Source organism: Stenotrophomonas sp. 2YAF26, assembly GCF_052114625.1.
Classification (GTDB): Bacteria; Pseudomonadota; Gammaproteobacteria; order Xanthomonadales; family Xanthomonadaceae; genus Stenotrophomonas; species Stenotrophomonas indicatrix.
Genome location: NZ_JBFRFC010000003.1, coordinates 211,640 through 232,298, shown reverse-complemented (window position 1 = coordinate 232,298; position 20,659 = coordinate 211,640). Strand labels below are relative to the sequence as shown.

Here is a 20,659-nt window from a genome sequence, read left to right as displayed (position 1 = left end):
TTACTCTCCGATAAGTTGGATGCGGCGGAAGGCCGTGGCGTGTGCGGCTGCAAGCGCGCCGATTGCTGCGTCGGCCTGCATGCCCTGGGTGAAGGTGAAGTGCGATCGCACCGGCTTGGTGCGGGTGATCTCGCCGATGACGTCGTCGACGAACATGGCGGTGGCCGACGTGCCGCCCTGGTTGGCGATGGTCATCACCGCTTCGAAGGTGTGCGGTGGTCCCTTCGGTTGCAGCTGCCACCACTCGCGGATCAGTACAGAACCACCGAACGCAGCAACCACATCGCGGACGCTGCCCGCCGTGCCCTTGCGGCGCTGGATGGCGATCGCCGCACGCACGCGGGCGCGCTTGACCGGTTCGGGCCAGTACGCCTTCCATTCGTCCACCGAGAGCGCCCATGCCAGCCAGGGCAGCAACGCGGCCGGGCAGCGATCGGCGTCCCACAGGGCGGTGATGTCCACCGGCAGCGGGCGGGCAACGATCGCCCGCGACAGTGCGCGCTCGGCATGGGTGGCATTGGGCGGCAGCAGGTTGGCCGATGACGGCACCCGGACCTGTGCGTCGGCGTCGATGATCACGCCAGGGGCAGGGGCGGTTGCGAGCGTAACCACGCCACCGGTGATGGAAACATCGTTCAGGCGCCGGCGTCCCTGCGCGTCCGTGCGATACACGGCCTGCACCGTTGCCAGCATGCCGCCGGGATGGCGGAATACCTGGTTATTCCCATCAACCGCGCCACGCAGACGCGCATTGACCAGGCGCGTGGTGACCTCACTCATCGTTGCCACCATGCGCCAGCGTGACGGCGGTGCAGTACGTGGCCTGGGTGCGGTCCACCACCACGTCCGCAGCGGGGCTGTCGATCACCACGCGTTGTACGCCTTCGGCATGCAATGCTGCGAACAACCCGGAGCGGGTCACGTCCCGGCCGAGCCGATGCGATTCGACGATGTAGCGGTCCAGGCGCGTGCGCGCTTCGGCCAGCACGACCTGCGAGTCGGGTCCAGCGAAGGTGTACAGCGTAGCGGCGACAGCGTACTTGATGATTGTCGCCGGTTTTACCAGCACGTGATCGGTCAACGGGCGCACGTCATCCGCGCTCAGCTTCGCCTCCACCACGTCGAGCAAGCCCTGGGTGGCGGTGCCGTCGGCTTCACGCGACAGCACCGACACCACTACTTCACCAGGCGTGCTGCTGGTAGCGCTGGCGTCCAGCACGCGCGGATCCGCGCTCAGCGCATGGAACACATAGGCACCTTCCGGTCCTGCCACGCTGAAGCCTTCCGGTCCGAGCTGGATGCGGCGACGGAAGTCCTCGTCGTTCTCGTAGCGGGGAAGGATGCCTTCCTGTGGCTTGCCCGGATCGAGCACCAGGCGTGTGATGCCGAAGATTGCCGCCAGCTGATCCAGATCGCTGCCCACCGCATAGGCGAGCATGACACCGCGCGCGGCATCGTTGACGCGCTGGCGGTCGAGCAGGCGCAGGTAGGTGCAGACTTCGAGGATCTTGAAGGCGGGGTCCGACGGCAGCAGCGCGTCGAACGTGGGGTCCAGGGCCTGCAATGCCGTCAGCGACTCATCGAACATGGCTTCGAAATCGAGCACTTCGATGACCGCCGGGGCTGGCAGCTGGGAGAGATTGACACTGGTGAACGAGCCGGATGCCACGGTTAGCGAACCTCGATTCCTTCGATGGTGATGGCCTCGCCATCGGGCAGGTGGATCCCGGTCACTGCCAGGATCATCACGCCGGGGGCGGGGAGGGAGACGTCGACGTTCTCGACGTGGAGACGCGGTTCCCATCGCGCGAGTGCGTCGACGGTGGCCGCGATCAGGTCCATGCGCAGGGAGCGGTTGGTCGGCGCATCGATCAGTTCGAAGATGCGCGAGCCGTACTCGCGGCGCAGGACGCGGGAGCCAAGGGGTGTGGTGAGAACGTCACGCACGGACTGGTGCAGATGGGCCAGCCCATCCAGGGATTTGCCGGTGTTGGCGTCGATTCCTCGCATGGTCTCTATCGTCGTGGAGTACGGGTTTTCAGGGCATTGCAGCGATGGCCCATCACGGCTGTGCAGGCGTGGTGGGTGCGGTCGGGCCCTGGGCGGTGTGTTTGTGCGACTTCAGGCTGATGGCGCCGGCTTTGACATCGGCCGATGTGCTGATGTCCTTGCCCGCTGTGATGGCACCGGTGACGTCCAGATCGCCGGTGGCCTTGAGCGCCGGCGTGTCGAGCAACACCGATTCGCTGGCATGCACTTCCGCGTTTGCGCAGTTGACGATGACCTTGCCGCTGCCAACGGTGATGGTCAGCGTGGTGGTTTCGCGGTCGTACTCGACGAGGCTGCCGTCGGCGTACTGCGTGCGCTGCAGCTGGCGTGTGTCGGCCGGTGCGGGAAAGCGATCCTGGTACAGGCTGCCGAGCACCAGGGCCTGGCCGGGGTCGCCATACGGGCATGCCAGCACCACCTGTTCGCCGGGCTCCGGTGCGCACCAGCTGCGCACGCCTGATCCCGCACGGCGTTCCAGCCAGGGAATCCAATCGGTGAGCATGCCGTCAGCATCGACGCGCACGCGGCCGCCGGCTTCATCAAGTTCGCGCACGACGCCGATCATCAACAGGTTGCCGATCAGCCGGGCGTGTTCAGCGCTCATGGCGTGTCCTCCGCGAGCGGCTGGTAGCGCCGCTCATGGGCCCGGCCGATCTCCGGTGCGAAGCTGTACGACGCGTGCGGTACCACGCCATCGCCGTCCTCCCAGGCATTGCCGCCCAGCGCGAGGGGCACTGACCATTCCACGATCCACGTGCGCAGGTCGGGCTGCGCCGCTGCGGCATCCTCTGGAAGCGCTGCGATCACCTCGATCGCGCCACTGGGCGCACCCGGAAAGCGGCCGAGCTGATGCAGCCAGGTGGCGAGGTTTACAGCGATCCGGCGCAGCTGCAGGGCAGAATCGGCTGCCGCGGAATGCACGGAGATGCGTGCTTCAAAGCGCAGCACGGCCTGCAGTTGGCCGCTGCCATCATCGCTGTCCTTGCCGCGATCACAGCGGGTCATCGCCAGCAGGCAGGCGGGCGTGGGCGGCGCACCACTGTTGGCGTCGCGATAGAACTCGACGGTGGCGAAGTCCGCAAAGTGTGTTCGGATCGCCGCTTCGATGGCGGCGTGCAGCGCGTCGAAGGTGGAGGAAGGGGTATCGGTTGCCATGTCAGCTCATGCGATGAATGGAAGGAAGAACGCGACTGGTCGCAGCACGCGCTTTCTGCAAGCAGTGTTGCCATTGCCCGGGGCGCGGGACATTGCACGCGTGGCCGTGACTGGCCCGCTCAGTGCTCGTGTGGGCCGCGATGTCTGGTGTTGCCCGCGGGGATGCAACCGGCAGGCGTCAGCGGTGCTGCACCATTGATGGTGAAGCCGTGCTGGCTGCCGAGGCTGCACAGCAGGGCGCGCATCTGGTCGGCCAGTTCGTGGTACTGGCGCGCCACGGCAACGTGGTTGCGCAGCAGCGCGTCGTCGTCGGCAGCCTGCAGATCGGGCAGATCCAGCGGCGCGCGCAGTTGTGCCGGTGCGATGCTGAGATCAGGGACGAAGAGGGTGGCCGGAGTTGGCTTCGCGCCAGATGCGCACGAACTCAGCATCAGCATCGCCGCGGTCGCGGCCAGGGTTCTTGGCATGGGTCTCGATGTCCTGTTGCAGGGTGGTGAACTGCTGGGTGCGCACGGACTGCAAGGCCAAGTGCTGTGATTCAGCCTGTGCACCGGCCTGTGCGTTGGTCTGGTCCTGCTGGCGCGCGACGAGCGCGGTGTCGGCACGACCGGTCTCCTGCGCGGCCTGTAAGCGCATGGCGGCGAGATCCGCGTTGCGGTCGCGGATCTCCCAGCCCAGCCAGGCGCAGCACGCGTGGCTGGCAACCAGGCCCAGCAGCACGATGCGCAGCCTCAGCGGTATCGGCATCACTGCAGGAGCCCGCCAGCGGCGCGATAGGAGGCGCGCAGCGTTTCCAGCGCATGCTCCTTCTGCCCGTAGCCGGCGCCCGGCAGCGACGCCCAGATGCGCCGGGCGGCGGCGACAGCAGCATCGAATCGGCCCAGGCGGATCAGATCGTAGGCACCGCACTGCTTGAGCAGCGCTACCGCGGCGCGGTCCTGCGATACCGGGCCGAAGTCCGGCAGGTCCAGGCGTGCACGCAGGTCGTCCCAGGTACTGCGCAGGAACTGGTAGCGGCCGGCGGCGCTGGACTTGATGCCGTAGCGGGGCAGCGACACCAGTACGCGTGGATGGTCGCGATGGTCGTTGAACAGCTGGCCGCCGACGATCACGTCGTAGCCACGATTGCGGGAGCGCTGGCCGGGAATGTCGGTGCCTTCGGATACGGCCAGCATGTCCAGGAACGCGGCCACGTTGGCGCCGCCGAGGGCGCTCGCTGCGGCGGCGGTCATGCGGCTGCTCCCGACCGTTTACGCACCAGGTCCAGCAGCGCATCGATCTGCACGCTCTGCTGGGCGATCTGTGCGCGCAGGGCGCTGACTTCACCACGCAGCTGGCCGATCTCCTGGGCCATGGCTTCGCGCTCGTGCATCAGCCCATCTGCGCGTGTGCGTTCCGCGGCCAGCTGTTCCTGCAGGGTGCGCAGGGTGTTGCTGGTGGCTTCATCGGCGGTGCGGTCGACCTTGGCCGACGACAACCATTGCCGCAGCCACAATGAGACTGCAATCAATACCCCGGACGTGCCGCCCAGGTACTTGGCCCAGTCCGGCACGCCGGCCAGCAGCTCGCTCTCGTTCATGCGCGTGCGTATCCCTTCAGCAGTGCAGGATGGACGGCCGGGACCGGGGTGGAGCGGGCACCGCGCACGGCGCGCTTGATGGTGGTCTGCGATACACCGAACTCCTGCGCGACGTGCTCGCGGGGCATGCCGCTGGCTACCGCCCGGGCGATCTGCTCGCGGCGCTCATGTGCACTGGCGGCGAAGCAGGACGCCAGGAACAGCAATTCACCGCCGAAGTGCGCGACCAGGCGCTGGGCCATCTCCAGGCCAAGAATGTCGATCAGTCGATGCTGATCGGGCAGGGTGGAGGGTACGTAGACGATGACGCGGTGGCGTCCGGTGGTGCTGGAGGTGGTCGGCGGCCATGCACGCACCAGCGTGAGGGCTGCGGATTCGCCGATGACCTCGGCAAGGGTCTGGATGCTGTCGGGCAGGGCGTTCATGGCAAGGTTGGTCAGTGGCATTGGTATCCACTGTTGCCATCCCGTCGATCACGTCAACACCTTTCATCTACTTGCGGCACTTGCGACTGAAGGCATTCAGATGCGTGCGCGAGGACCGGCGAGTACCTGCATGCGCAGGTTTGCGATGCGGCCCTGTCATGCCATCCGGCCTTGCCTGTGGTTTCGCTGGTTCTCCCGTACTCCTTGTCCTCACCTGCTGGAAACGGAGACAGGGCAATAGGGGACGGCAGGTACAAGGTGAGGACGGCCACGGTGTTGATGCTCTTGCCGGGGGCTTGGGTGCCTGAAACGAAAAAGCCCCGGACGATGCCGGGGCTTCAGGACTGCAGGTGGTGCTGGGTCAAAGGTCGAACACCAGGTTGCCGCCGGTCTTGCGCGGAATGTAGCCGGCATCACGCAGCCAGCGGGCTGCATTGACCTGGTCCATGCGCTTGACCGGGAAACGGTTGGCGAACATCAGGAAGCGCGCCACGGTGATCGACTCGCCCTTGCCCTTGAGCGCGGCCAGCGTCTCGATGAACCACGGAGCGGGGGGCTGCTGGTTGCCGGGGCGGGCGGTGGTACGTGCCTGCTTGGCGGCAGTAGCCTCGGGCTGGGCGCTGGCCAGCGAGCACAGCGAAATGAAGATCGCATCCAGACTCACGATGTCCTTGCCACCCTTGGGCTGCGACTTGAACAACGCGATGGCCTTCTGGCGCGTCGACGTGAACTGTTCGACCTCCATGACATTTCCTCTTTGCGAAAGCGGTTGGGGATGCAGGGTGACGGCAGGTGCCGTCATTGATGGGGGACGACCTTACATCATTTTCGCCGATGATGGGCCGGAACCTGCTTTATGGATGAAGAAAGCAACGGACCGGCCCGTCGCACGGCGGCGGTTCCGGCAGGCCGTTCAGATCACGCCACGGCACATCAACTGGTCCAGTGCCGTGCGCACCAGATCGGCCGCGCTGCGGTCGTTGTGCAGCTCGAAATCGATCAGCGCGGCGGGCAGCGGCTGGCCGCTGGCATGCAGGTCCACGCTGTCGTGGCCGGGGCGGGTGATGCGGATCACAACGCCGCCCTGGCGGCGGATGGCGCGGGCCTCGTCGGCGGAATGGACATCGGGAACCAGACCGCCTTCGGGCAGGCGCGAGAACAACGAGCGCACCCACAGCTCCGGATGGACATGCTCGCGACGACATCCGGCGCTGGCACTTGGCCGCGCCGGGGCCGCAAAGGTGTCGCAGCGCAGGGCCAGCGCGGAGGCCAGGCCGTTGGCGAGGGTGTCCTTGCCCACGCCCTTGCCACCGGCGATGCCGATGTAGAGCGGTGGCCGCGTCAACGGGGCGGATCGCAGCGGCACGCTGCCAAAGGCGGAACCGCAGCGGAATGCGGCCAGCGTGTCGGCGATCATGCGCTGGCTGCTGTCGAGCGAGGCGGGGATCATGCGGTAAGTACTCCTTGGGGAATGCGCAGGCGCGGCGGCAGTCAGCAATCGCTGCCGGTGGTGCTGCGGGCGCGCAGGATGCGCTGGGTGATGCGGCCGCCGCGTGCTGCGGCGGCGATCGGGTCGAAGCACAGCATGGCCGTGGACGTGCGGCGGCCGGCGGCGAGGTGGTCGCGGATGGTCCGTTGCGATAGAACCGGTACGCGTTGATGGATCTGCTGCACGGTCAGCTGTTCGCCTTCGAAGGCGTGCAGGCGGGCGCGAGGCATGGCTGGGCTCCTGGAAGGTGGCGTGGCCGTTACCCATATCTTGCCTTTGTAGCCGCCTCTAGTCAACACCTTTCATCTACTGTCATCCATTACCGGGGGCACGGGGGCCGCTGCGTCCCATATCCGCAGCGCAGCCGTTGCCAGCCGATCGCGCTCGGCAAGACCACGTGCTGCCTGCACGCCCTGAAGGTACTGCTGGCGGTGCCGGCGAGGCCCTATCTTCATCCTGCGTCCGCGCGCATCGATGCGGTGGTAGCCGTCCAGCCCCAGCAGGTGTCGTGCCTCGCAGTCCAGGCGCCAGTCGGCGCTGCTGTTGCCGACATCACGTCCGTCGTGGGTCCGGGGCATCAGAACGGTCCGGCGGCGTGCTCGGCAACGCTGCGGCTGCGCGGTGGCATCAGCCACACTTTCGCCCGTTCCTTGCCGATCAGCCTGGTGCGTACGTCATGGCGCTTGACCACGTAGGCTGCCGCCTCGTTGACGTCCCGGCGGTTGGGCTTGTCGATGCCCACGGCAATGGCGATCTCGGTGGCGCGATAAGGCACGCTCCGCTGCTCGGCAGGCAGCGACCAGTCGAAGTGACGGTCGATCAGCTCGGCGATCGGCGAGATCGGTTCGTGTTCGCTGTTGGTGGCGTTCAGCGCGTCCAGCTCATCACTCGCCAGATGCCAGGTTTCGCCGTTGCAATAGAGCGCATGCGCTTCGGCCCAGACCTGCTGCATGTCGATCCGGGCAGGCTCGCCCAGCGCCACTGCGTGCACGGTCCACCAGCGCGTATTGCCGGTGGCATCGCGCAGGAAGCGTTCGTCGTTGACACTGGCAAACAGGATCGTGCGCCGCGCATAGCGTGACTCGGTGCGCGCGTAGGGCCGCCGGATTTCATCATGGCTGCGGGAGATGAATGACTTCAAGGCGGCGATATCGGTGCGGCGGAATGTGGCATCTACCTCGCCCAGCTCGACGATCCACTTGGAGATGACCTGCTTGACGCTGTCCTTGTTGGCGGGGTCGAGCACCACGCCGTCGGCGATCAGCTGCAGCTCGGCCGGTGCCAGCTGCCGCGCCCAGCGCGTCTTGCCCAGGTTCTGCTTCGACACGAAGGTCAGTACGCCGCGGGCGACCACGCCATCAGGCTCGAATGCGGCAGCAACGCCGGAGATCAACCAGCGTCGCATCAGGATCTCCTTCAGCACGCGTCCGTCGGCCATGCGTGTGGGCTGGGCTTCCTGCACTGTGTCGAAGAACGCCTGCAGGCGTGATTGCCCATCCCATGGCCGTGAGGTGATCCAGCTGGCGACCGGGTTGTACGGATTGGCCTCGGCCACCTGGCACAGGTTGGTCTCGAAGCTGGCGACGGCCATGCCGGCGCGGTGCATGCAGTCCATCACTTCGCCGGCGGCGACCTCCTTGGCATTGTCCACCGTGGTCTGCAGGCCGGGGACGAGGATCTCCAGATCCTTGCGGATGACGTTGTAGCGCACGATCACGCCGGTGCGCCGGCACAGTTCGGCCAAGTTGCGCGCGGTCGGCAACGGCCGGCCACGTGCGCTGCAGTCGGGGAACGGGGTGAAGGTGTCGAAGGCGGAGAGGTTGCCAGGTACCAGATAGCGCGCGGCCGCCACTGCTGGCGCCTCATCTTCCGTAGCCGCTTCATCGGCGGTGGCGGCAGGGGCGGGCATCAGCTGCGCACGCAATGCCCCCAGGCCTTCGCGCAGATGCAGGTCGTTGAAGTCGGTGGGGCGGTCATCCTCGTCGTGCAGAACGGCGAACTCCGGCCATACCACGCGTGCATCGATGTCCGCAGCGGCATGCGTTGCCTGGGTGACGCCGGGGTTCTCCAGCGGTTGCCGGGTCCATTGGTCGTTGTCGGCGCAGATCACCAGGCTTGCGTCTGGCATGGCGGTGCGCCATGCGCGCGCGACCGAGGCGAGGTTGCCTGCGTCCCAGGCCACCACCACGCACCAACCGGTCGCCTGATGGATGGATTCCGCCGTGGCGTAGCCCTCGGCGATGGCGATGGGCTGGCCGGACAGTGGCTTGCCGATGACATGGAAGCAGCCTTGTTTGCGGCCGCCCGCCAGGAAGTCCTTGTCGCGACCGAGCGCCAGGTCCATGCGTGGAAAGATCGCCTGCAGCGAGACGATTCGGCCCGCGGTATTGGTCACCGGGACCAGCAGTGCGTTGTCGATGTGCCGGAACACCAGACCATCGCTGTTGCGCACCGGCCACGCCGCTACGCGCAGCCCGTGCGCCTGGATGCCCTTGCGCACAAGATACGGGTGGCTGGCATCGGCAGGCACTGCACGGTTCCACAGGACATTGGCCGCCTTGGCCGCCGCGTCCTCGCGTTCGCGCTGCTGTCTTTCCCGCTCCGCGCGGGCGGCATCCTGGCGCTGCCGGATCGCGCGTTGTTCGGCGGCGGTCAGGGAGGTCGGCGACTTCGCGCACCACCCTTGGCGCAGGCCGGTACGCCAGCTGCCGAACTCGCCGGCGGGCACGTTGTCGCCGAACAGCACGGCCCAGCCATTGCGCGTGCCGCGGCGATCCCCCTCGACGTGGAAACGCACCAGCGTGCCGTCCGCATTGAGTGCATCTCGGCCACGTGCATCAGGCACGATGCCGTGCGTGTGCATGGCCTGCAGGAATGCTGGAACGATGTCCTGCACTGGGTGCGGTGTCTGCATTCGGCGGGGTCCCCTTGAAGCGTGGTTCGGTTCACAGCGGCCGGTTGCGGCCAACGTGCTGTGTGCTGCCCGCTGTTCGCGGGACATGCGGCGGCTGCCCGACGCAACGTGGTCAGTGGGTGATGGTAGGTGGTGACGTCATCATGGTGTCGGAGCGGGCTTGTTTTTGCAACACCTTTTGACACCTTGCATCCCCGGTCTCGCATGGCGTCCTTGTCAGCGAGGGATCTGCGATGACGGTCGCAGATTGTCCTCATCGCGACGATGCGTCGCAGCCGGCGAGAACGCATTTTCCGATGATGCCGGTGCCGTTCGATACGGCCCTTCGCCCTCTCTCAACGCCCGACCCGGGCGCCATGCACAAGGAGTCCGCATGTTTGAAAACGAACCCGATGAAGTACGCACGTCCGATGCCGTGCCGATACCGCGCACGACGGTCGCGACGTTCTCAATCGGTGCGACCACCCCCCGATAAAATACGACTGGCATGACGGACACCATCGACGAAGCGCAGGAACTGGAAGCGCGCCACCTGCAACGCGCCTTGGCCCAGCACGCAGTGCGGGCCGGCAACGTTGCCTCTCTCAAACCTACTGGGGAGTGCCAAAACCCGGACTGCAGCGAAGACTTCGAAAACGATCCGGCCAGACTGTTCTGTGGGCCTGCCTGCGCCGAGCGTTTCGAAGCCATCCATCAACACCGCAACGCATAGGAACAGGGGACATGTCTCTGAACAGCAACGACGCTGGCTTCACCGAACGCATCGCCGGGGTATCGGCCGAGCTCGCCGTATTGATGAGCCTGGTGGAGCACCACATCCATCTGCAGTTGGCCGACCTGGCTGACTCCGGGGATGTGGATGCACAGGAGCGATTCGCGGTAGCCGATCCGGAGCGCTGGTTGGAGAACGCCCGCAACAGCCTGCAGGCGGGCGTCATGTTCCTGGAACGCGCTGTGCAGCAACCGGCACGGTTCTAGCGTTTGCCGCCAGGGGACGGAAGGGGCCGGTCACACCAGGCGCCCTTCCGTCCCCCCGGCGGATATCGGCGTATGTCGTGGCTCACCACGGAGGCGCCCTGCGTCACGATGTCGCAGGGCCGCACCAGCAACCCTGGACGTGGTCCAAGGTTGGCCTCAGCCCCGTAGAATGGCCGCGTGCGCCGCTCTGCTCTCCACCGCCGGTTCCAGACCCTGGCATGGCTTGCCATGCTGCTGGTGCTGCTTGCCCCGCTGGTGAGCCGCTGGCTGGCGCATGCGCACGTTGCTGTTGCTGCAACGGTGGCGGTCATGGACCACGCCCTGCACGCACAGCACGCGAGGGAAGGGCACCACGACCACCACGCGATGGCAATGCAGCATGGCGAAGCGGCGCCGAAGCCGCCGGCCGATCCACATGCCGATCACGAGATGGGCGTGGACTGCGACTACTGTCTGATTGCCGCACGACTGATCACCCTGCTGGTGGCGGCGCTGCTGTTGATGATGCCGCTGGCACCGGTGTGCCGCGCGCTGCGCGGTGCGGTGCAGGCGTTGCCGCAGCGGATCTGCGGCACGTTGGGCGCGCGTGGACCACCGGTGCTGTTGGCCGTCTGAGCGCTTTGCGCACGCGCTGATTGATTTTCCCGGGTTGCCAGGCGTGGCCTGGCACTACCGCGTGCGCCATTCTTTCTGCTGCCTCGCAGTGCGGGGCGGCCTTGCATGCCGTGAATACATGAAAACCACCCCCAACTTCGCCCCGCTGCGCTGGGCGACGCTGCCTGCGTTGTGCGCGTCCTTCCTGCAGGCAACGCCTGCGCTTGCTGCAGATGCCGTGCCGCCGACCACTCTGGACACCGTCCACGTGGTGGATACCCGCAGCGGTGCGCTGTCCTCCACCGCCAGCACCGGCTCGGCCCTCGGCCTGAGCGTGCTGCAGACCCCGGCCAGCCTGACCGTGATTTCGCGCGCGCAACTGGAGCAGCGCGGTGATTCCAATCTCAACGACGCGATCACCCGCGCCGGTGCGATCAGTGCACTGCCCCATCCAGGCAACGGCCTGAGTGCGCTGTCCAGCCGTGGCTTCACCGATGGTGCCTCGGTGATGCGCCTGTACGACGGCCTGCGCCAGTATGGCGGTGTGGGTATCACCTTCCCGTTCGATACCTGGTCGATCGAACGCATCGAGGTGCTGCGCGGGCCGGCCTCGGTCATCCATGGTGATGGTGCCATCGGTGGTGTGGTCAACATCGTGCCGAAGAAGCCGTCGCGCGGTGCCATCGAGAACGAGATCAGTGTGACCGTCGGAAGCGAGGAAACCGCGCGACTCGGATTCGGCAGTGGCGGTGCGCTCATGCCTGCGCTGGCTTACCGCGTGGACGTCAGCGGCAACTACAGCAGGGGGTGGGTCGACCGCGGGCACAACGGCGATGCTACGTTTTCCGGTGCGCTGCTATGGCAGCCCCGCACCGATCTGCAGGTCACGCTGACCCATGCGCAGGGCTACCAGAAGCCGATGCGCTACTTCGGTACGCCGTTGATCGATGGAGAGCAGCTGGATGCGCTGCGCCACAAGAACTACAACGTGGCCGACAGCGTGATCCGCTTCCGCGACCGCTGGACCCAGCTCGATGCGGCGTGGACGCCGAACGACAACGTGGAATGGCGCACACGGGTCTACCAGATCGACAGCCAGCGCGACTGGCGCAACGCCGAGGCCTATGTCTACAACGATCGCACCGGCCTGATCGATCGTTCCGGCAACACCCAGATCACCCACAACCAGGACCAGACAGGGTTGACCTCCACGCTGCGCCTGCTGGGGAATGCGGGTGGTCTGCCCAACAGTTTCGCCGTTGGCTTCGATGCCAACCGTGCGCATTTCAAGCACACCAACAACACCTATGCGGGCAGCTCGGGGCCGGTGGATCCCTTCAATCCGGTGCCCGGCGGGTTCGTCAGCGATGCACCCAACCTGCCGCGCTACCGCAACAGCGCCGAGCAGGTCGCGTTGTTCGTGGAAGACCGGCTGGAACTGAGCGAGCGCTGGTCGGTGCTCGCTGGCTTGCGCCACGACCGTGCCACGATCGACCGCAACGACCTGATCAGTGGCGAGCGTGCGTTCTCCAGGACCTACAACAGCACCGGCTGGCGCGCGGGCACGGTCTTCGCGGTGCAGCCTTCGTTGACCCTCTACGCGCAGTACTCGCAGGCGGCCGACCCGGTCAGTGGTCTGCTGATGATCAGCCCGGCCAACGGCGAGTTCGATCTGGCCAAGGGCAAGCAGATCGAGATCGGCATGAAGCAGGCCTTCGACGGAGGCGAGTGGACGCTGGCGGCCTATCGCATCCGCAAGACTGGCCTGCTCAGCCGTGATCCGTTGCAGCCCGACCGTCGCGTGCAGGTGGGGGCACAGACCTCAAAGGGAATCGAAGCTTCGTTGAACTGGAGCTTCGCGCCGCAGTGGTCGCTGGATGCCAACGCGACCGTGCTCAAGGCCGGGTTCGAGGATTTCCTGGAAGCCACCGGCACGCCGGCGGTGATCGTGTCGCGTGATGGCAACGTGCCGCCGAACGTGGCCGAACGTTTGGCCAACGTCTGGTTGAGCTGGCAGTTCCTGCCTGATTGGAGCGTGGCCAGTGGCTTGCGCTACGTGGGCAAGCGCTATGCCGACAACGCCAACACGCTGCAGCTTCCGGGTTACGCCACCACCGATCTGGCCCTGACCTGGCAGGCCGCGCCGCGCACACGGCTGACCGCGCGCGTGTTCAACGTGTTCGACAAGGCGTACTACGGCACGGCGTACTACACCAGCACGCAGTGGCTGCTGGGCGCGGACCGGCGCGTCGAGTTCAGCCTCGACCATCGCTTCTGAGGACGCACGCCATGTCGTTGCGATCCACCGCCAGGCGCTGGACCTACCTGACGCATCGCTGGCTGGGCATCGGCGGGTGCCTGCTGATGCTGCTGTGGTTCGTCAGCGGCATGGTGATGCTGTTCGTCGGCTACCCGAAGCTGACGCCAGCGGAGCGGTTGGCCGCGCTGCCCGCATTGGTCGACGCGCGGGGCTGGCAGGCACTTTCCGTGCTGCCGCAAGTGGTGCGACAGGAGCCTGAGCGCGTCGTGTTGACGACGCTGCGTGGCGAGCCCGCCTACGTGGTGCGCTCCGGCGCGAACGTGGGCGCGTGGTCGGTTCTTACCGGACAGGCATTGCCGCCGGTATCGGCGCAGTTGGCCGAGGTTTCCGCCGCGCAGTTCGCCGGCGGCCCTGCCTTCGTTGGCGCCATGCCGCTGGACGAAGACCGCTGGACGCATTCGCGCGCGCTGGATCCGCATCGACCGCTGTTTCGTGTCGGCGTCGGCGGCGCACAGCCCGGTGATGTCTACGTGTCCTCGCATACCGGCGAAGTCGTGCTGGATGCACCGCGCCTGCAGCAGCGCTGGAACTATGTGGGTGCGTGGTTACACTGGCTGTACTTCCTGCGCATGCAGTCGGTGGACCTGGTCTGGACCTGGACGGTGATCGTGCTGTCGGCGCTGTGCACGGTGGCCGCAATCAGCGGGGTCGTGGTCGGCATCTGGCGCTGGGGGTTTCGCGGACAGTACCGGTCAGGGTCGAAGACGCCGTACCAGGAGCCGTGGATGCGCTGGCATCACCTGATCGGCTTGATGGCGAGTGCATTCGTGTTCACCTGGATCTTCAGTGGGTTGATGTCGATGAACCCGCTTGGGGTGTTCAGCAGCTCACGCGCTTCGCTTGACGTTGCGCGCTATCAGGGTGGGGTGCCGGCGGATACTGGCGTCCTCGCGCAACCGGCTGCAGTACTGGCTGCGGTGCATACACCGCAGTTCGTGCCGGTCGAGATCCAGTGGCGACGCATCGGCGGTGAACTGTTCGCGGTGGCGCTGGATGGCAATGCCGATTCGCGCGTGGTCAGTGAGCGTGGCGGCGCACTGCAGGTGTCCACTGCGTTCGGTGCAGAATGGTTGCGGGGCAGGGTCGCGGCGATGTCCGACGCGGGGCTGCGCGGATTCACCATTCTGCAGGCGCCCGATGCCTACTTCTACCCACGCGCTGCAGAGGCGATGAACGGCGCCGCGGTACGTCGCTTTCCGGTGGCGATGGCTGATTTCGATGACGCTGAGGCAACCCGCGTCTATGTTGACCTGGCCACCGGCGATCTGCTGTTGGCGCTGGGCAAGCGCGAGCGCGCAGGTCGCTGGCTGTTCTCCTTCCTGCACAGCTGGGACTTGCCGGCAATGCTGCGGCAGCACAGTGCGCGGCTGGTCATGCTGCTGCTGCTCAGCCTGGCAGGCACCGCGTTATGTGCAACGGCAACCGTCATTGGCTACCGGCGGTTGCGCATGACATTCCGGCACAAGCGCCGCCATGCGCCTCATGCCCGCAGCCAGCGCGTCGACACCGCCACCAGCAACAGCGCCATCGCCACACCGACAAAGGCGGCGATGAGGCCGAAGTGATTGGCGGCGAAACCGATCAGCGCCGGGCCGGCAAGAATGCCGGCAAAGCCGAGGGTGGACACGGCGGTGATGGCGATCGCCCGCGGCATCCGGTTCTGGCTGCCAGCCAGCGACAACAGCGCCGGTGCGATGGTGGCGCAGCCCAGGCCGGCCAGCACATAGCCGACCAACGACACCTGCCATGGCGTGACCAGGGTGAGCACCAGCACGCCGGCGCAGGCCAGCAGCGCACCAGTCACGATCGCCCTCTGCCGGCCGATGCGCTCTACCAGGTTGTCTGTGCGTTAATGTGCAGTATCTGGCGTTGGTGGCGGCGCGTAGGGACGCCTGTACACACTGCGGCTGCAGCGCTGGTGAATCGCGCGCGAGTTGGTGCTGTCCATCGCCTTTCCAGCGCGGCATCATGGCAAGGCACCCGGCACGGAACCCTGCATGTCCTCCACTGTTCACCACAAGCTGCGCATCGGCGCCGATCAGTTCACCGGCCAGAAGGTGGTCGACCAGCAGTTCCTCGAATGCGATTTCTCCGGCGTGGACCTCACCGCCACCGAGTTCGTGAACTGCGGCTTCTACGATGCCGACACGCGCACCGGGTGCCGTTTCAGTGGTGCCACGTTGAAGGAAGCCAGCTTCCGCCAGTGCGACATCAGCATGTGCAGCTTCAACTTCATCAAGGCGCTGGGGCTGGAAATCAGCGAATGCCGCGCACAGGGTGCCGATTTCAGCAACGCCAGTTTCATGAACCAGATCACCACGCGCAGCTGGTTCTGCAGTGCCTTCATCAAGAAGAGCAACCTGCGCTATGCCAACTTCTCGCGGGTGACGCTGGAGAAGTGCGAGCTGTGGGAAAACCGCTGGGACGGCGCCAACGTGAGCGGCGCCAGTTTTGCGGGGTCGGACCTGTCCGGCGGCCAGTTCGATGGCGTCGACTGGAATTCCGCCAACTTCACCGATTGCGACCTGACCAACTCCGAACTGGGCGAACTGGACCTGCGCAGCACCAACCTGCGTGGCGCCACGCTCGATGTGCAGCAGGTCGCGCTGCTGATGCAGCGGATCGGCATCACCGTGGTGCCATGAGCGTGCGTCGCGGCGCTATACCGGTGTGGCCGGCGCATGTGCCACCCAGCCCTTGAAGCTGAAGCCGGCGTAGAACAGTTCCACGTTCTCGAAGCCGGCCTCCTGCAGCAGCGCCACTTCCTGTTCGGGTGAGAGCAGCGGCAGGCGCTCGGCAATCGCCTCGATCGCGCGCTGTGTATCGGCACGTGGAATGCCGGAAGCCTCGGCGAACGCGGCGTAGCGCTGCAGCCAGCGATGCTTGCCGTCTGCGTCCTGCGGCACGCTGTGGTGGGCCACCACCAGCGGAGAACCCGGTCGCAGCCGTTGCCGCAGTTCGCGCAGGGTGTGCAGGCGCTGTTCAATGGTGAGGAAGTGCAGGGTCAGCAGGCAGGTGGCGCCGTCGAAGACGGTCTGCGGGGCATCGTCGATGTAGCCTTCCAGCAGCGTCACCTGGGCCATCAACGGCCCCAGGGTCTGTTCGGCCAGCGCGAGCATTGGCGCGGCAGGATCGACGCCGAGCATCCGCCATTGCGGGTGCGCTTCTGCGAAGGCCTTGAGTTCCAGACCGCCGCCTGCGCCGAGCACCAGCACCTCGCCATCATCGGGTACGTGTTCGGCCAGCAGCAGGTGGCTCATCTGCTGCAGTCCGAGGAAACCTGGTACCTGCCGCAGCGGGCCCTCCGCGTAGCGGGCCACGGCGTGGGGATCGGAGAAGGACATCGGAAGGACTCCTGCGGCAATGGCGAACATCCACTTTACCGTGCTCGGCAAGTCTCGATTGCACAGTGGCCCGCCTTTGCTTAAGGTCTGCGCCTGCATGCATTGAAGAGATCGGGAATGGACCCTCGCAGCCCCGCGATGCCATCGGCGGAAGCCTTCGAACTGGCGCTGACAATGCTGGGACGGGAGGGCGTGGATGAGGAGCAGGCCGAGCGGGCGCTGCTCGCGCTCGGCAGCGAACACTGGCAGATGCGCCGCCTGCTGGTGTGGTTGCCTGAAGCCTTCGCCATGGCCCTGATCGGTCATATGGAACTGGGCGTGCAGCTGCCCGGTACATTCACCGCCTCCGACGCACAAGGCGAGCTGCATGAACTGCCGCTCGACCGTGAGCCTGTATTCGCCGCCGGTCTCCAGCGCGCCCTGGTCATGTACCACGAAGGTCCACGCGCCGCGTTCCGGGCGATCTGCCAGCGCAGTTCGTCGCTCAATGCGATCGACAATGCCTTGAATACCGGCGCCGATCTGCAGGGCGCGGCGCTTTCGGGTCCGGAGCTTCTGGACATCCCGGCAGAGACCTACCTCGCCCATTGAGCCGGGGCTTTTCAGAGCGCGGGCTTCATCCCGTCTGCTTCCAGGCGATACAGGCCGGCCAATCGCCAGTCATCGTGTACGCGCTGCAACCGGTACTCATGGATGCGGACGGTGGAGCGGCGCTGTTGCGCGGTACGTATGGACGCTGCGTCGCCGAGGATCTGCACGGCCAGGACCTGTTCCATTTCCGGATCATGCGCTGACTCGACGCTGGGCCGGCGCATGACGGTGCGAGAGGTGCCCGGCAGGGCATAGTGCTCCACCAGCTTCGCGTACGACGCATCGGCCAATGCCTGGCCGCGCGATGGGCCATGCTCTGCCAGCCGTGCAAGCGAGGCCTTGTTCCATTCCAGGAAGTCGGACTGGAAGGCGCGCATGCGTACGACCGGCGTGCTGCCGCCCAGATCCAGCGCGCTGCGTTCGAAAACAAGAAGCGGCAGAACCTCGCCGAACCCCACGTCGCGGCCATAGCGGAAGCTGCGTTCGGCCTGCAGCCTTCCATTGCAAAGCAGGGCGACGCGACCGGGCCTGCTGGAATGAACCATCAAGTGCCGTTGAAAATAGCCCTGTACCGGCTCGGCATCCGTGTTGGACGCCCCCGGCGCGGTGATCTGCAGTTGGAAGTTGCCATCCGTGGGCGCATAGCCAGCGATCTGCAGCGAGCCGTCGGGTGGCCCGAACGTGACGCAACCACTGGCCAGCCCGCAGACCAAGGTGATGCCGATCCATCGACGCATGCGGGCGCTCCTTGCCTGGATGGCTGGCAGGATAACGCACTCGGATGCCTCAGCTGTGCTGCTGCAACGCCTTCCCAAGCACCTGCCAGATCTTCGGGTCTTGGCACTGCGACACATTGAAGCGCACGTAGTCGGCAGCCCGCTGCGACTGGCTGAAGGCATTGCCCGGCGCTACCACCACGCCTTCGCGCAGGCACTGCCTGGCCACCGCCGATGCATCACGGCCATCGGGCAGCTGGCACCACAGGAACAGCCCTGCTTCGGGTTGCAGCCACGGCGTGATGCCCAGTTTCTGCACCTGCCGCAGCGTGTGCTTGCGCGCATCGGCGAGGCGCGTGCGCACCGCCTGCATGTGGCGGCGGTAGCCACTGTCGGTCAGTGCGATCTGCATGAGGTGCGCGGCCAGGTGCCCACCGCCGAAGCTGGTGGCCAGCTTCAGATCGGTCAGTGCTTCGATCCAGTCGGGGCGCGCGGCGATGTAGCCGCAGCGCGATGCCGCGGAAATGGTCTTGGAGAAACTGCCGACATGGATCACCCGCGACAATCCATCCAGGGCCGCCAGCCGCGGCGCCGGGCGCAGCTCGAAGTCGGCGAAGATGTCGTCTTCGATGATGATCAGTTCGCTGTGTTCGGCCAGGCCCAGCAGGCGGTGTGCCGTGGTCGCCGACAGCACTGCGCCGGTCGGGTTGTGCAGCCCGGCATTGGTGATGTACAGGCGTGGCGCGTGTTCCTGCAGCGCGCTGGCAAACACCTGCAGGTCCGGCCCGGTGTGTGTGTACGGTATGCCGATGGCCTGCACCTGATGGGCCTTCAACATCGCGTGGTAATTGAAATAGCTCGGGTCGTCGACCAGCACGCAGTCACCGGGCTTCAGCAGGAAGCGGCAGATCAGGTCGACCGCGTGCGTCCCCGATTCGGCCAGCAGCAACTGCTCCATCGACGCGTCGATGCCCAGCGTGGCCGCGCGTCGCTGCAGCGTCTGCCGCAGTGCCGGCAGGCCGAGCGGCCCTGCGTAGTCGACCAGGTGTGCGGCGTCGGCGCGGGCCATGCGGCGCAGGCCACGGCGCAGCCCATCGTGGTACAGCCAGTCGCTGGGCATCCAGCCGCAGCCCGGCTTGAGGTGGCCGGACGGGGTTTCCAGCGATTGCCGCGACACCCACAGCGGGTCCACCGCGCGATCAAGACGCGGTTCCATCTCGGCCAGCGCCAGCGGTGCTGCCGGGCCAGCCACGTAGAAGCCGGAGCCGGCGCGCGCGGCGATCACGCCTTCGGCCGCCAATCGCTCGTAGGCCTCCACCACGGTGGACACGGAAACGCCCATAGTCGCCGCCTGCGCGCGCACCGATGGCAGGCGGCTGCCCGGGCCATCCAGGCGTGAACTGATGCGTGAGCGGACGGCGTGGATGACGCTGTCGATGCGGCTGGGTGGTTGGGACATGAGAGCGACTGTAAGGGAATTGTGGGCAGTACAGTTACTTGTAACTGTACTGGATTGTAGCTGTGTATCGCCGGCGCCCGGTGGCTCAATGATGGGCACAGCCGGCTATTGCCCGGTACTTCTGGAGCAGGGTGTGGAACGGTCGGCAAGCGGGTGGATCAATGGCTTCATCGGTGTGGTGATCTTCGCCGGCTCTTTGCCGGCCACTCGCATGGCGGTGATGGAACTGGACGCCAGCTTCGTTACTGCCGCGCGCGCCAGCATCGCCGCGTTGCTGGGGCTGGTGCTGCTGCTGGCATTGCGCCAGCCGCGTCCGGTCAGAAGCGATCTGCCCGGCCTGGTGCTGGTCAGCCTGGGCGTGGTGGTGGGCTTCCCGTTGCTGACCGCGCTCGCCCTGCGCCACGCCTCCTCGGCACATACCATCGTGTTCCTCGGACTGCTGCCGCTGAGCACGGCGGTATTCGGCGTCCTGCGCGGCGGCGACCGGCCACGCCCGGCATTCTGGGTTTTCTCGCTGCTGGGCAGCGCCTGTGTGGTCGGCTATGCCGCACGCAACGGCATCGAGGCCTCGCTGCAGGCCGATCTGCTGATGCTGGCGGCAATCGTGGTGTGCGGGCTCGGCTACGCAGAGGGCGGTCGCCTGGCCCGGCATCTGGGTGGTTGGCAGGTGATCAGTTGGGCACTGCTGCTTGCATTGCCGGTGATGCTGCCGCTGATGGTGGCGATGCGTCCGGCCTCGTTCACGGCGGTCGCCGCGTCGGCCTGGTGGGCGCTGGGGTACGTGGCGGTGTTCAGCATGCTGGTCGGTTTCCTGTTCTGGTATCGCGGCCTGGCCCAAGGCGGTATCGCGGCGGTCGGCCAGCTGCAGCTGCTGCAGCCGTTCTTCGGCCTGGCGCTGGCGGCGCTGCTGCTGCACGAGACCGTCAGCGCCGGCATGTTGCTGGTGACCGTGGCAGCGGTGATCTGCGTGGCCGGCGCCCGCCGCTTCAGCCGATGACGCGCGATAGCGTGGGCGTATCGTGGCGTGCCGCCAACAGTATTGGCCG

26 protein-coding genes and 1 pseudogene are annotated in these 20,659 nt (G+C 66.4%); 8 read left to right on the top strand and 19 right to left on the bottom strand.

The window, feature by feature from the left end:
- The 15 genes from AB4Y98_RS05140 to AB4Y98_RS05070 all read right to left on the bottom strand — a co-directional run bounded on the left by AB4Y98_RS05140 (window position 1) and on the right by AB4Y98_RS05070 (window position 9,611).
- The gene (locus tag AB4Y98_RS05140) at window positions 1-780 is read right to left on the bottom strand and encodes a phage tail protein I (protein ID WP_442243909.1); all 780 of its coding nucleotides are present in this window, start codon (window positions 778-780) and stop codon (window positions 1-3) included.
- Window positions 773-1,669, bottom strand: a complete 897-nt coding sequence (locus AB4Y98_RS05135; RefSeq protein ID WP_336025333.1) for a baseplate assembly protein — start codon at window positions 1,667-1,669, stop codon at window positions 773-775. The genes AB4Y98_RS05140 and AB4Y98_RS05135 overlap by 8 nt, the downstream gene beginning before the upstream one ends.
- Window positions 1,670-1,671: 2 nt before the next feature.
- Window positions 1,672-2,010: a GPW/gp25 family protein gene (locus tag AB4Y98_RS05130; RefSeq protein ID WP_089239202.1), complete on the bottom strand. Its 339-nt coding sequence runs from the start codon at window positions 2,008-2,010 to the stop codon at window positions 1,672-1,674.
- A 52-nt stretch (window positions 2,011-2,062) separates the two neighbouring features.
- Window positions 2,063-2,653: a phage baseplate assembly protein V gene (locus AB4Y98_RS05125; protein ID WP_442243908.1), complete on the bottom strand. Its 591-nt coding sequence runs from the start codon at window positions 2,651-2,653 to the stop codon at window positions 2,063-2,065.
- Entirely contained in the window at window positions 2,650-3,204 is a 555-nt protein-coding gene (locus tag AB4Y98_RS05120; RefSeq protein ID WP_312786201.1) for a hypothetical protein, read from the bottom strand. Before AB4Y98_RS05120 ends, AB4Y98_RS05125 begins: the two co-directional genes overlap by 4 nt.
- A 119-nt stretch (window positions 3,205-3,323) precedes the next feature.
- A complete protein-coding gene (locus AB4Y98_RS05115) occupies window positions 3,324-3,635 on the bottom strand; it encodes a hypothetical protein (RefSeq protein ID WP_442243907.1) in 312 nt (103 codons plus the stop codon).
- A complete protein-coding gene (locus AB4Y98_RS05110) occupies window positions 3,577-3,924 on the bottom strand; it encodes a hypothetical protein (protein WP_442243906.1) in 348 nt (115 codons plus the stop codon). Before AB4Y98_RS05110 ends, AB4Y98_RS05115 begins: the two co-directional genes overlap by 59 nt.
- A gap of 26 nt (window positions 3,925-3,950) precedes the next feature.
- Window positions 3,951-4,436, bottom strand: coding sequence for a glycoside hydrolase family 24 protein (locus AB4Y98_RS05105; RefSeq protein ID WP_223494378.1), 486 nt, complete (start codon window positions 4,434-4,436; stop codon window positions 3,951-3,953).
- Window positions 4,433-4,783 (bottom strand): hypothetical protein, encoded by a 351-nt coding sequence (locus AB4Y98_RS05100; protein ID WP_223494379.1) that lies wholly within the window; start codon window positions 4,781-4,783, stop codon window positions 4,433-4,435. Before AB4Y98_RS05100 ends, AB4Y98_RS05105 begins: the two co-directional genes overlap by 4 nt.
- Complete coding sequence (locus AB4Y98_RS05095) at window positions 4,780-5,208, bottom strand: Mor transcription activator family protein (RefSeq protein ID WP_223494380.1); 429 nt, start codon at window positions 5,206-5,208, stop codon at window positions 4,780-4,782. The genes AB4Y98_RS05100 and AB4Y98_RS05095 overlap by 4 nt, the downstream gene beginning before the upstream one ends.
- A gap of 361 nt (window positions 5,209-5,569) precedes the next feature.
- Entirely contained in the window at window positions 5,570-5,953 is a 384-nt protein-coding gene (locus AB4Y98_RS05090; protein WP_223484784.1) for a hypothetical protein, read from the bottom strand.
- A 168-nt stretch (window positions 5,954-6,121) separates the two neighbouring features.
- On the bottom strand, window positions 6,122-6,658 hold the full coding sequence (locus tag AB4Y98_RS05085; protein WP_442243905.1) for a hypothetical protein: 537 nt from the start codon (window positions 6,656-6,658) through the stop codon (window positions 6,122-6,124).
- Between the two features lie 41 nt (window positions 6,659-6,699).
- Window positions 6,700-6,927 carry a hypothetical protein gene (locus AB4Y98_RS05080; RefSeq protein WP_105163551.1) on the bottom strand — a complete coding sequence of 76 codons (228 nt, stop codon included), beginning with the start codon at window positions 6,925-6,927 and terminating at the stop codon, window positions 6,700-6,702.
- Window positions 6,928-6,999: 72 nt separating this feature from the next.
- The gene (locus tag AB4Y98_RS05075) at window positions 7,000-7,275 is read right to left on the bottom strand and encodes a DUF7696 family protein (RefSeq protein WP_442243904.1); all 276 of its coding nucleotides are present in this window, start codon (window positions 7,273-7,275) and stop codon (window positions 7,000-7,002) included.
- Window positions 7,275-9,611: a VapE domain-containing protein gene (locus tag AB4Y98_RS05070; protein WP_442243902.1), complete on the bottom strand. Its 2,337-nt coding sequence runs from the start codon at window positions 9,609-9,611 to the stop codon at window positions 7,275-7,277. Before AB4Y98_RS05070 ends, AB4Y98_RS05075 begins: the two co-directional genes overlap by 1 nt.
- Before the next feature lie 487 nt (window positions 9,612-10,098).
- On the opposite strand from AB4Y98_RS05070, the gene AB4Y98_RS05065 reads away from it, so the two are divergent.
- From AB4Y98_RS05065 to AB4Y98_RS05045, 5 genes are all read left to right on the top strand, one after another.
- Entirely contained in the window at window positions 10,099-10,323 is a 225-nt protein-coding gene (locus tag AB4Y98_RS05065) for a hypothetical protein (protein ID WP_223494385.1), read from the top strand.
- Between the two features lie 11 nt (window positions 10,324-10,334).
- A complete protein-coding gene (locus AB4Y98_RS05060) occupies window positions 10,335-10,589 on the top strand; it encodes a hypothetical protein (protein WP_089239227.1) in 255 nt (84 codons plus the stop codon).
- A gap of 228 nt (window positions 10,590-10,817) precedes the next feature.
- On the top strand, window positions 10,818-11,204 hold the full coding sequence (locus tag AB4Y98_RS05055; RefSeq protein WP_442243937.1) for a DUF2946 family protein: 387 nt from the start codon (window positions 10,818-10,820) through the stop codon (window positions 11,202-11,204).
- Window positions 11,205-11,322: 118 nt separating this feature from the next.
- A complete protein-coding gene (locus AB4Y98_RS05050) occupies window positions 11,323-13,461 on the top strand; it encodes a TonB-dependent receptor (protein ID WP_442243900.1) in 2,139 nt (712 codons plus the stop codon).
- Window positions 13,462-13,472: 11 nt separating this feature from the next.
- Complete coding sequence (locus tag AB4Y98_RS05045; protein WP_442243899.1) at window positions 13,473-15,068, top strand: PepSY domain-containing protein; 1,596 nt, start codon at window positions 13,473-13,475, stop codon at window positions 15,066-15,068.
- Here the strand turns inward: AB4Y98_RS05045 and AB4Y98_RS05040 are convergent.
- A pseudogene (locus AB4Y98_RS05040) lies at window positions 14,984-15,346 on the bottom strand (MFS transporter); the annotation flags it as partial. The gene AB4Y98_RS05045 and the pseudogene AB4Y98_RS05040 sit on opposite strands and share 85 nt — an antisense overlap.
- 154 nt (window positions 15,347-15,500) lie before the next feature.
- Here AB4Y98_RS05040 and smqnr point away from each other — a divergent pair.
- Window positions 15,501-16,148, top strand: coding sequence for a SmQnr family pentapeptide repeat protein (smqnr, locus tag AB4Y98_RS05035; protein WP_442243898.1), 648 nt, complete (start codon window positions 15,501-15,503; stop codon window positions 16,146-16,148).
- Between the two features lie 15 nt (window positions 16,149-16,163).
- Here smqnr and AB4Y98_RS05030 read toward each other — a convergent pair whose 3' ends face one another.
- Entirely contained in the window at window positions 16,164-16,847 is a 684-nt protein-coding gene (locus AB4Y98_RS05030; RefSeq protein ID WP_442243897.1) for a class I SAM-dependent methyltransferase, read from the bottom strand.
- A gap of 117 nt (window positions 16,848-16,964) precedes the next feature.
- Between AB4Y98_RS05030 and AB4Y98_RS05025 the strand changes: the two genes are divergently transcribed.
- Window positions 16,965-17,438 carry a hypothetical protein gene (locus tag AB4Y98_RS05025; RefSeq protein ID WP_132825776.1) on the top strand — a complete coding sequence of 158 codons (474 nt, stop codon included), beginning with the start codon at window positions 16,965-16,967 and terminating at the stop codon, window positions 17,436-17,438.
- 11 nt (window positions 17,439-17,449) lie between these two features.
- On the opposite strand, the gene AB4Y98_RS05020 is transcribed toward AB4Y98_RS05025, so the two are convergent.
- Both AB4Y98_RS05020 and AB4Y98_RS05015 read right to left on the bottom strand, forming a co-directional pair.
- The gene (locus AB4Y98_RS05020) at window positions 17,450-18,175 is read right to left on the bottom strand and encodes a hypothetical protein (protein WP_442243896.1); all 726 of its coding nucleotides are present in this window, start codon (window positions 18,173-18,175) and stop codon (window positions 17,450-17,452) included.
- 49 nt (window positions 18,176-18,224) lie between these two features.
- A complete protein-coding gene (locus tag AB4Y98_RS05015) occupies window positions 18,225-19,613 on the bottom strand; it encodes an aminotransferase-like domain-containing protein (RefSeq protein WP_442243895.1) in 1,389 nt (462 codons plus the stop codon).
- Window positions 19,614-19,746: 133 nt separating this feature from the next.
- Here AB4Y98_RS05015 and AB4Y98_RS05010 point away from each other — a divergent pair, with 133 nt between their 5' ends.
- Complete coding sequence (locus AB4Y98_RS05010; protein ID WP_442243894.1) at window positions 19,747-20,610, top strand: DMT family transporter; 864 nt, start codon at window positions 19,747-19,749, stop codon at window positions 20,608-20,610.
- Window positions 20,611-20,659 lie beyond the last annotated feature (49 nt).

Excerpts from the sequence above, each read along its gene's own strand:
- AB4Y98_RS05105 (WP_223494378.1), bottom strand. The coding sequence starts at position 4,436 with ATGACCGCCGCCGCAGCGAGCGCCCTCGGCGGCGCCAACGTGGCCGCG.
- AB4Y98_RS05085 (WP_442243905.1), bottom strand. The coding sequence starts at position 6,658 with ATGATCCCCGCCTCGCTCGACAGCAGCCAGCGCATGATCGCCGACACG.
- AB4Y98_RS05025 (WP_132825776.1), top strand. The coding sequence starts at position 16,965 with ATGGACCCTCGCAGCCCCGCGATGCCATCGGCGGAAGCCTTCGAACTG.
- AB4Y98_RS05100 (WP_223494379.1), bottom strand. The coding sequence starts at position 4,783 with ATGAACGAGAGCGAGCTGCTGGCCGGCGTGCCGGACTGGGCCAAGTAC.
- AB4Y98_RS05050 (WP_442243900.1), top strand. The coding sequence starts at position 11,323 with ATGAAAACCACCCCCAACTTCGCCCCGCTGCGCTGGGCGACGCTGCCT.
- AB4Y98_RS05015 (WP_442243895.1), bottom strand. The coding sequence starts at position 19,613 with ATGTCCCAACCACCCAGCCGCATCGACAGCGTCATCCACGCCGTCCGC.
- AB4Y98_RS05075 (WP_442243904.1), bottom strand. The coding sequence starts at position 7,275 with ATGCCCCGGACCCACGACGGACGTGATGTCGGCAACAGCAGCGCCGAC.
- AB4Y98_RS05125 (WP_442243908.1), bottom strand. The coding sequence starts at position 2,653 with ATGAGCGCTGAACACGCCCGGCTGATCGGCAACCTGTTGATGATCGGC.
- AB4Y98_RS05070 (WP_442243902.1), bottom strand. The coding sequence starts at position 9,611 with ATGCAGACACCGCACCCAGTGCAGGACATCGTTCCAGCATTCCTGCAG.
- AB4Y98_RS05130 (WP_089239202.1), bottom strand. The coding sequence starts at position 2,010 with ATGCGAGGAATCGACGCCAACACCGGCAAATCCCTGGATGGGCTGGCC.
- AB4Y98_RS05140 (WP_442243909.1), bottom strand. The coding sequence starts at position 780 with ATGAGTGAGGTCACCACGCGCCTGGTCAATGCGCGTCTGCGTGGCGCG.
- AB4Y98_RS05030 (WP_442243897.1), bottom strand. The coding sequence starts at position 16,847 with ATGTCCTTCTCCGATCCCCACGCCGTGGCCCGCTACGCGGAGGGCCCG.
- AB4Y98_RS05055 (WP_442243937.1), top strand. The coding sequence starts at position 10,818 with ATGCTGCTGGTGCTGCTTGCCCCGCTGGTGAGCCGCTGGCTGGCGCAT.
- AB4Y98_RS05080 (WP_105163551.1), bottom strand. The coding sequence starts at position 6,927 with ATGCCTCGCGCCCGCCTGCACGCCTTCGAAGGCGAACAGCTGACCGTG.
- smqnr (WP_442243898.1), top strand. The coding sequence starts at position 15,501 with ATGTCCTCCACTGTTCACCACAAGCTGCGCATCGGCGCCGATCAGTTC.
- AB4Y98_RS05020 (WP_442243896.1), bottom strand. The coding sequence starts at position 18,175 with ATGCGTCGATGGATCGGCATCACCTTGGTCTGCGGGCTGGCCAGTGGT.
- AB4Y98_RS05120 (WP_312786201.1), bottom strand. The coding sequence starts at position 3,204 with ATGGCAACCGATACCCCTTCCTCCACCTTCGACGCGCTGCACGCCGCC.
- AB4Y98_RS05115 (WP_442243907.1), bottom strand. The coding sequence starts at position 3,635 with ATGCTGAGTTCGTGCGCATCTGGCGCGAAGCCAACTCCGGCCACCCTC.
- AB4Y98_RS05090 (WP_223484784.1), bottom strand. The coding sequence starts at position 5,953 with ATGGAGGTCGAACAGTTCACGTCGACGCGCCAGAAGGCCATCGCGTTG.
- AB4Y98_RS05065 (WP_223494385.1), top strand. The coding sequence starts at position 10,099 with ATGACGGACACCATCGACGAAGCGCAGGAACTGGAAGCGCGCCACCTG.
- AB4Y98_RS05045 (WP_442243899.1), top strand. The coding sequence starts at position 13,473 with ATGTCGTTGCGATCCACCGCCAGGCGCTGGACCTACCTGACGCATCGC.
- AB4Y98_RS05095 (WP_223494380.1), bottom strand. The coding sequence starts at position 5,208 with ATGAACGCCCTGCCCGACAGCATCCAGACCCTTGCCGAGGTCATCGGC.
- AB4Y98_RS05060 (WP_089239227.1), top strand. The coding sequence starts at position 10,335 with ATGTCTCTGAACAGCAACGACGCTGGCTTCACCGAACGCATCGCCGGG.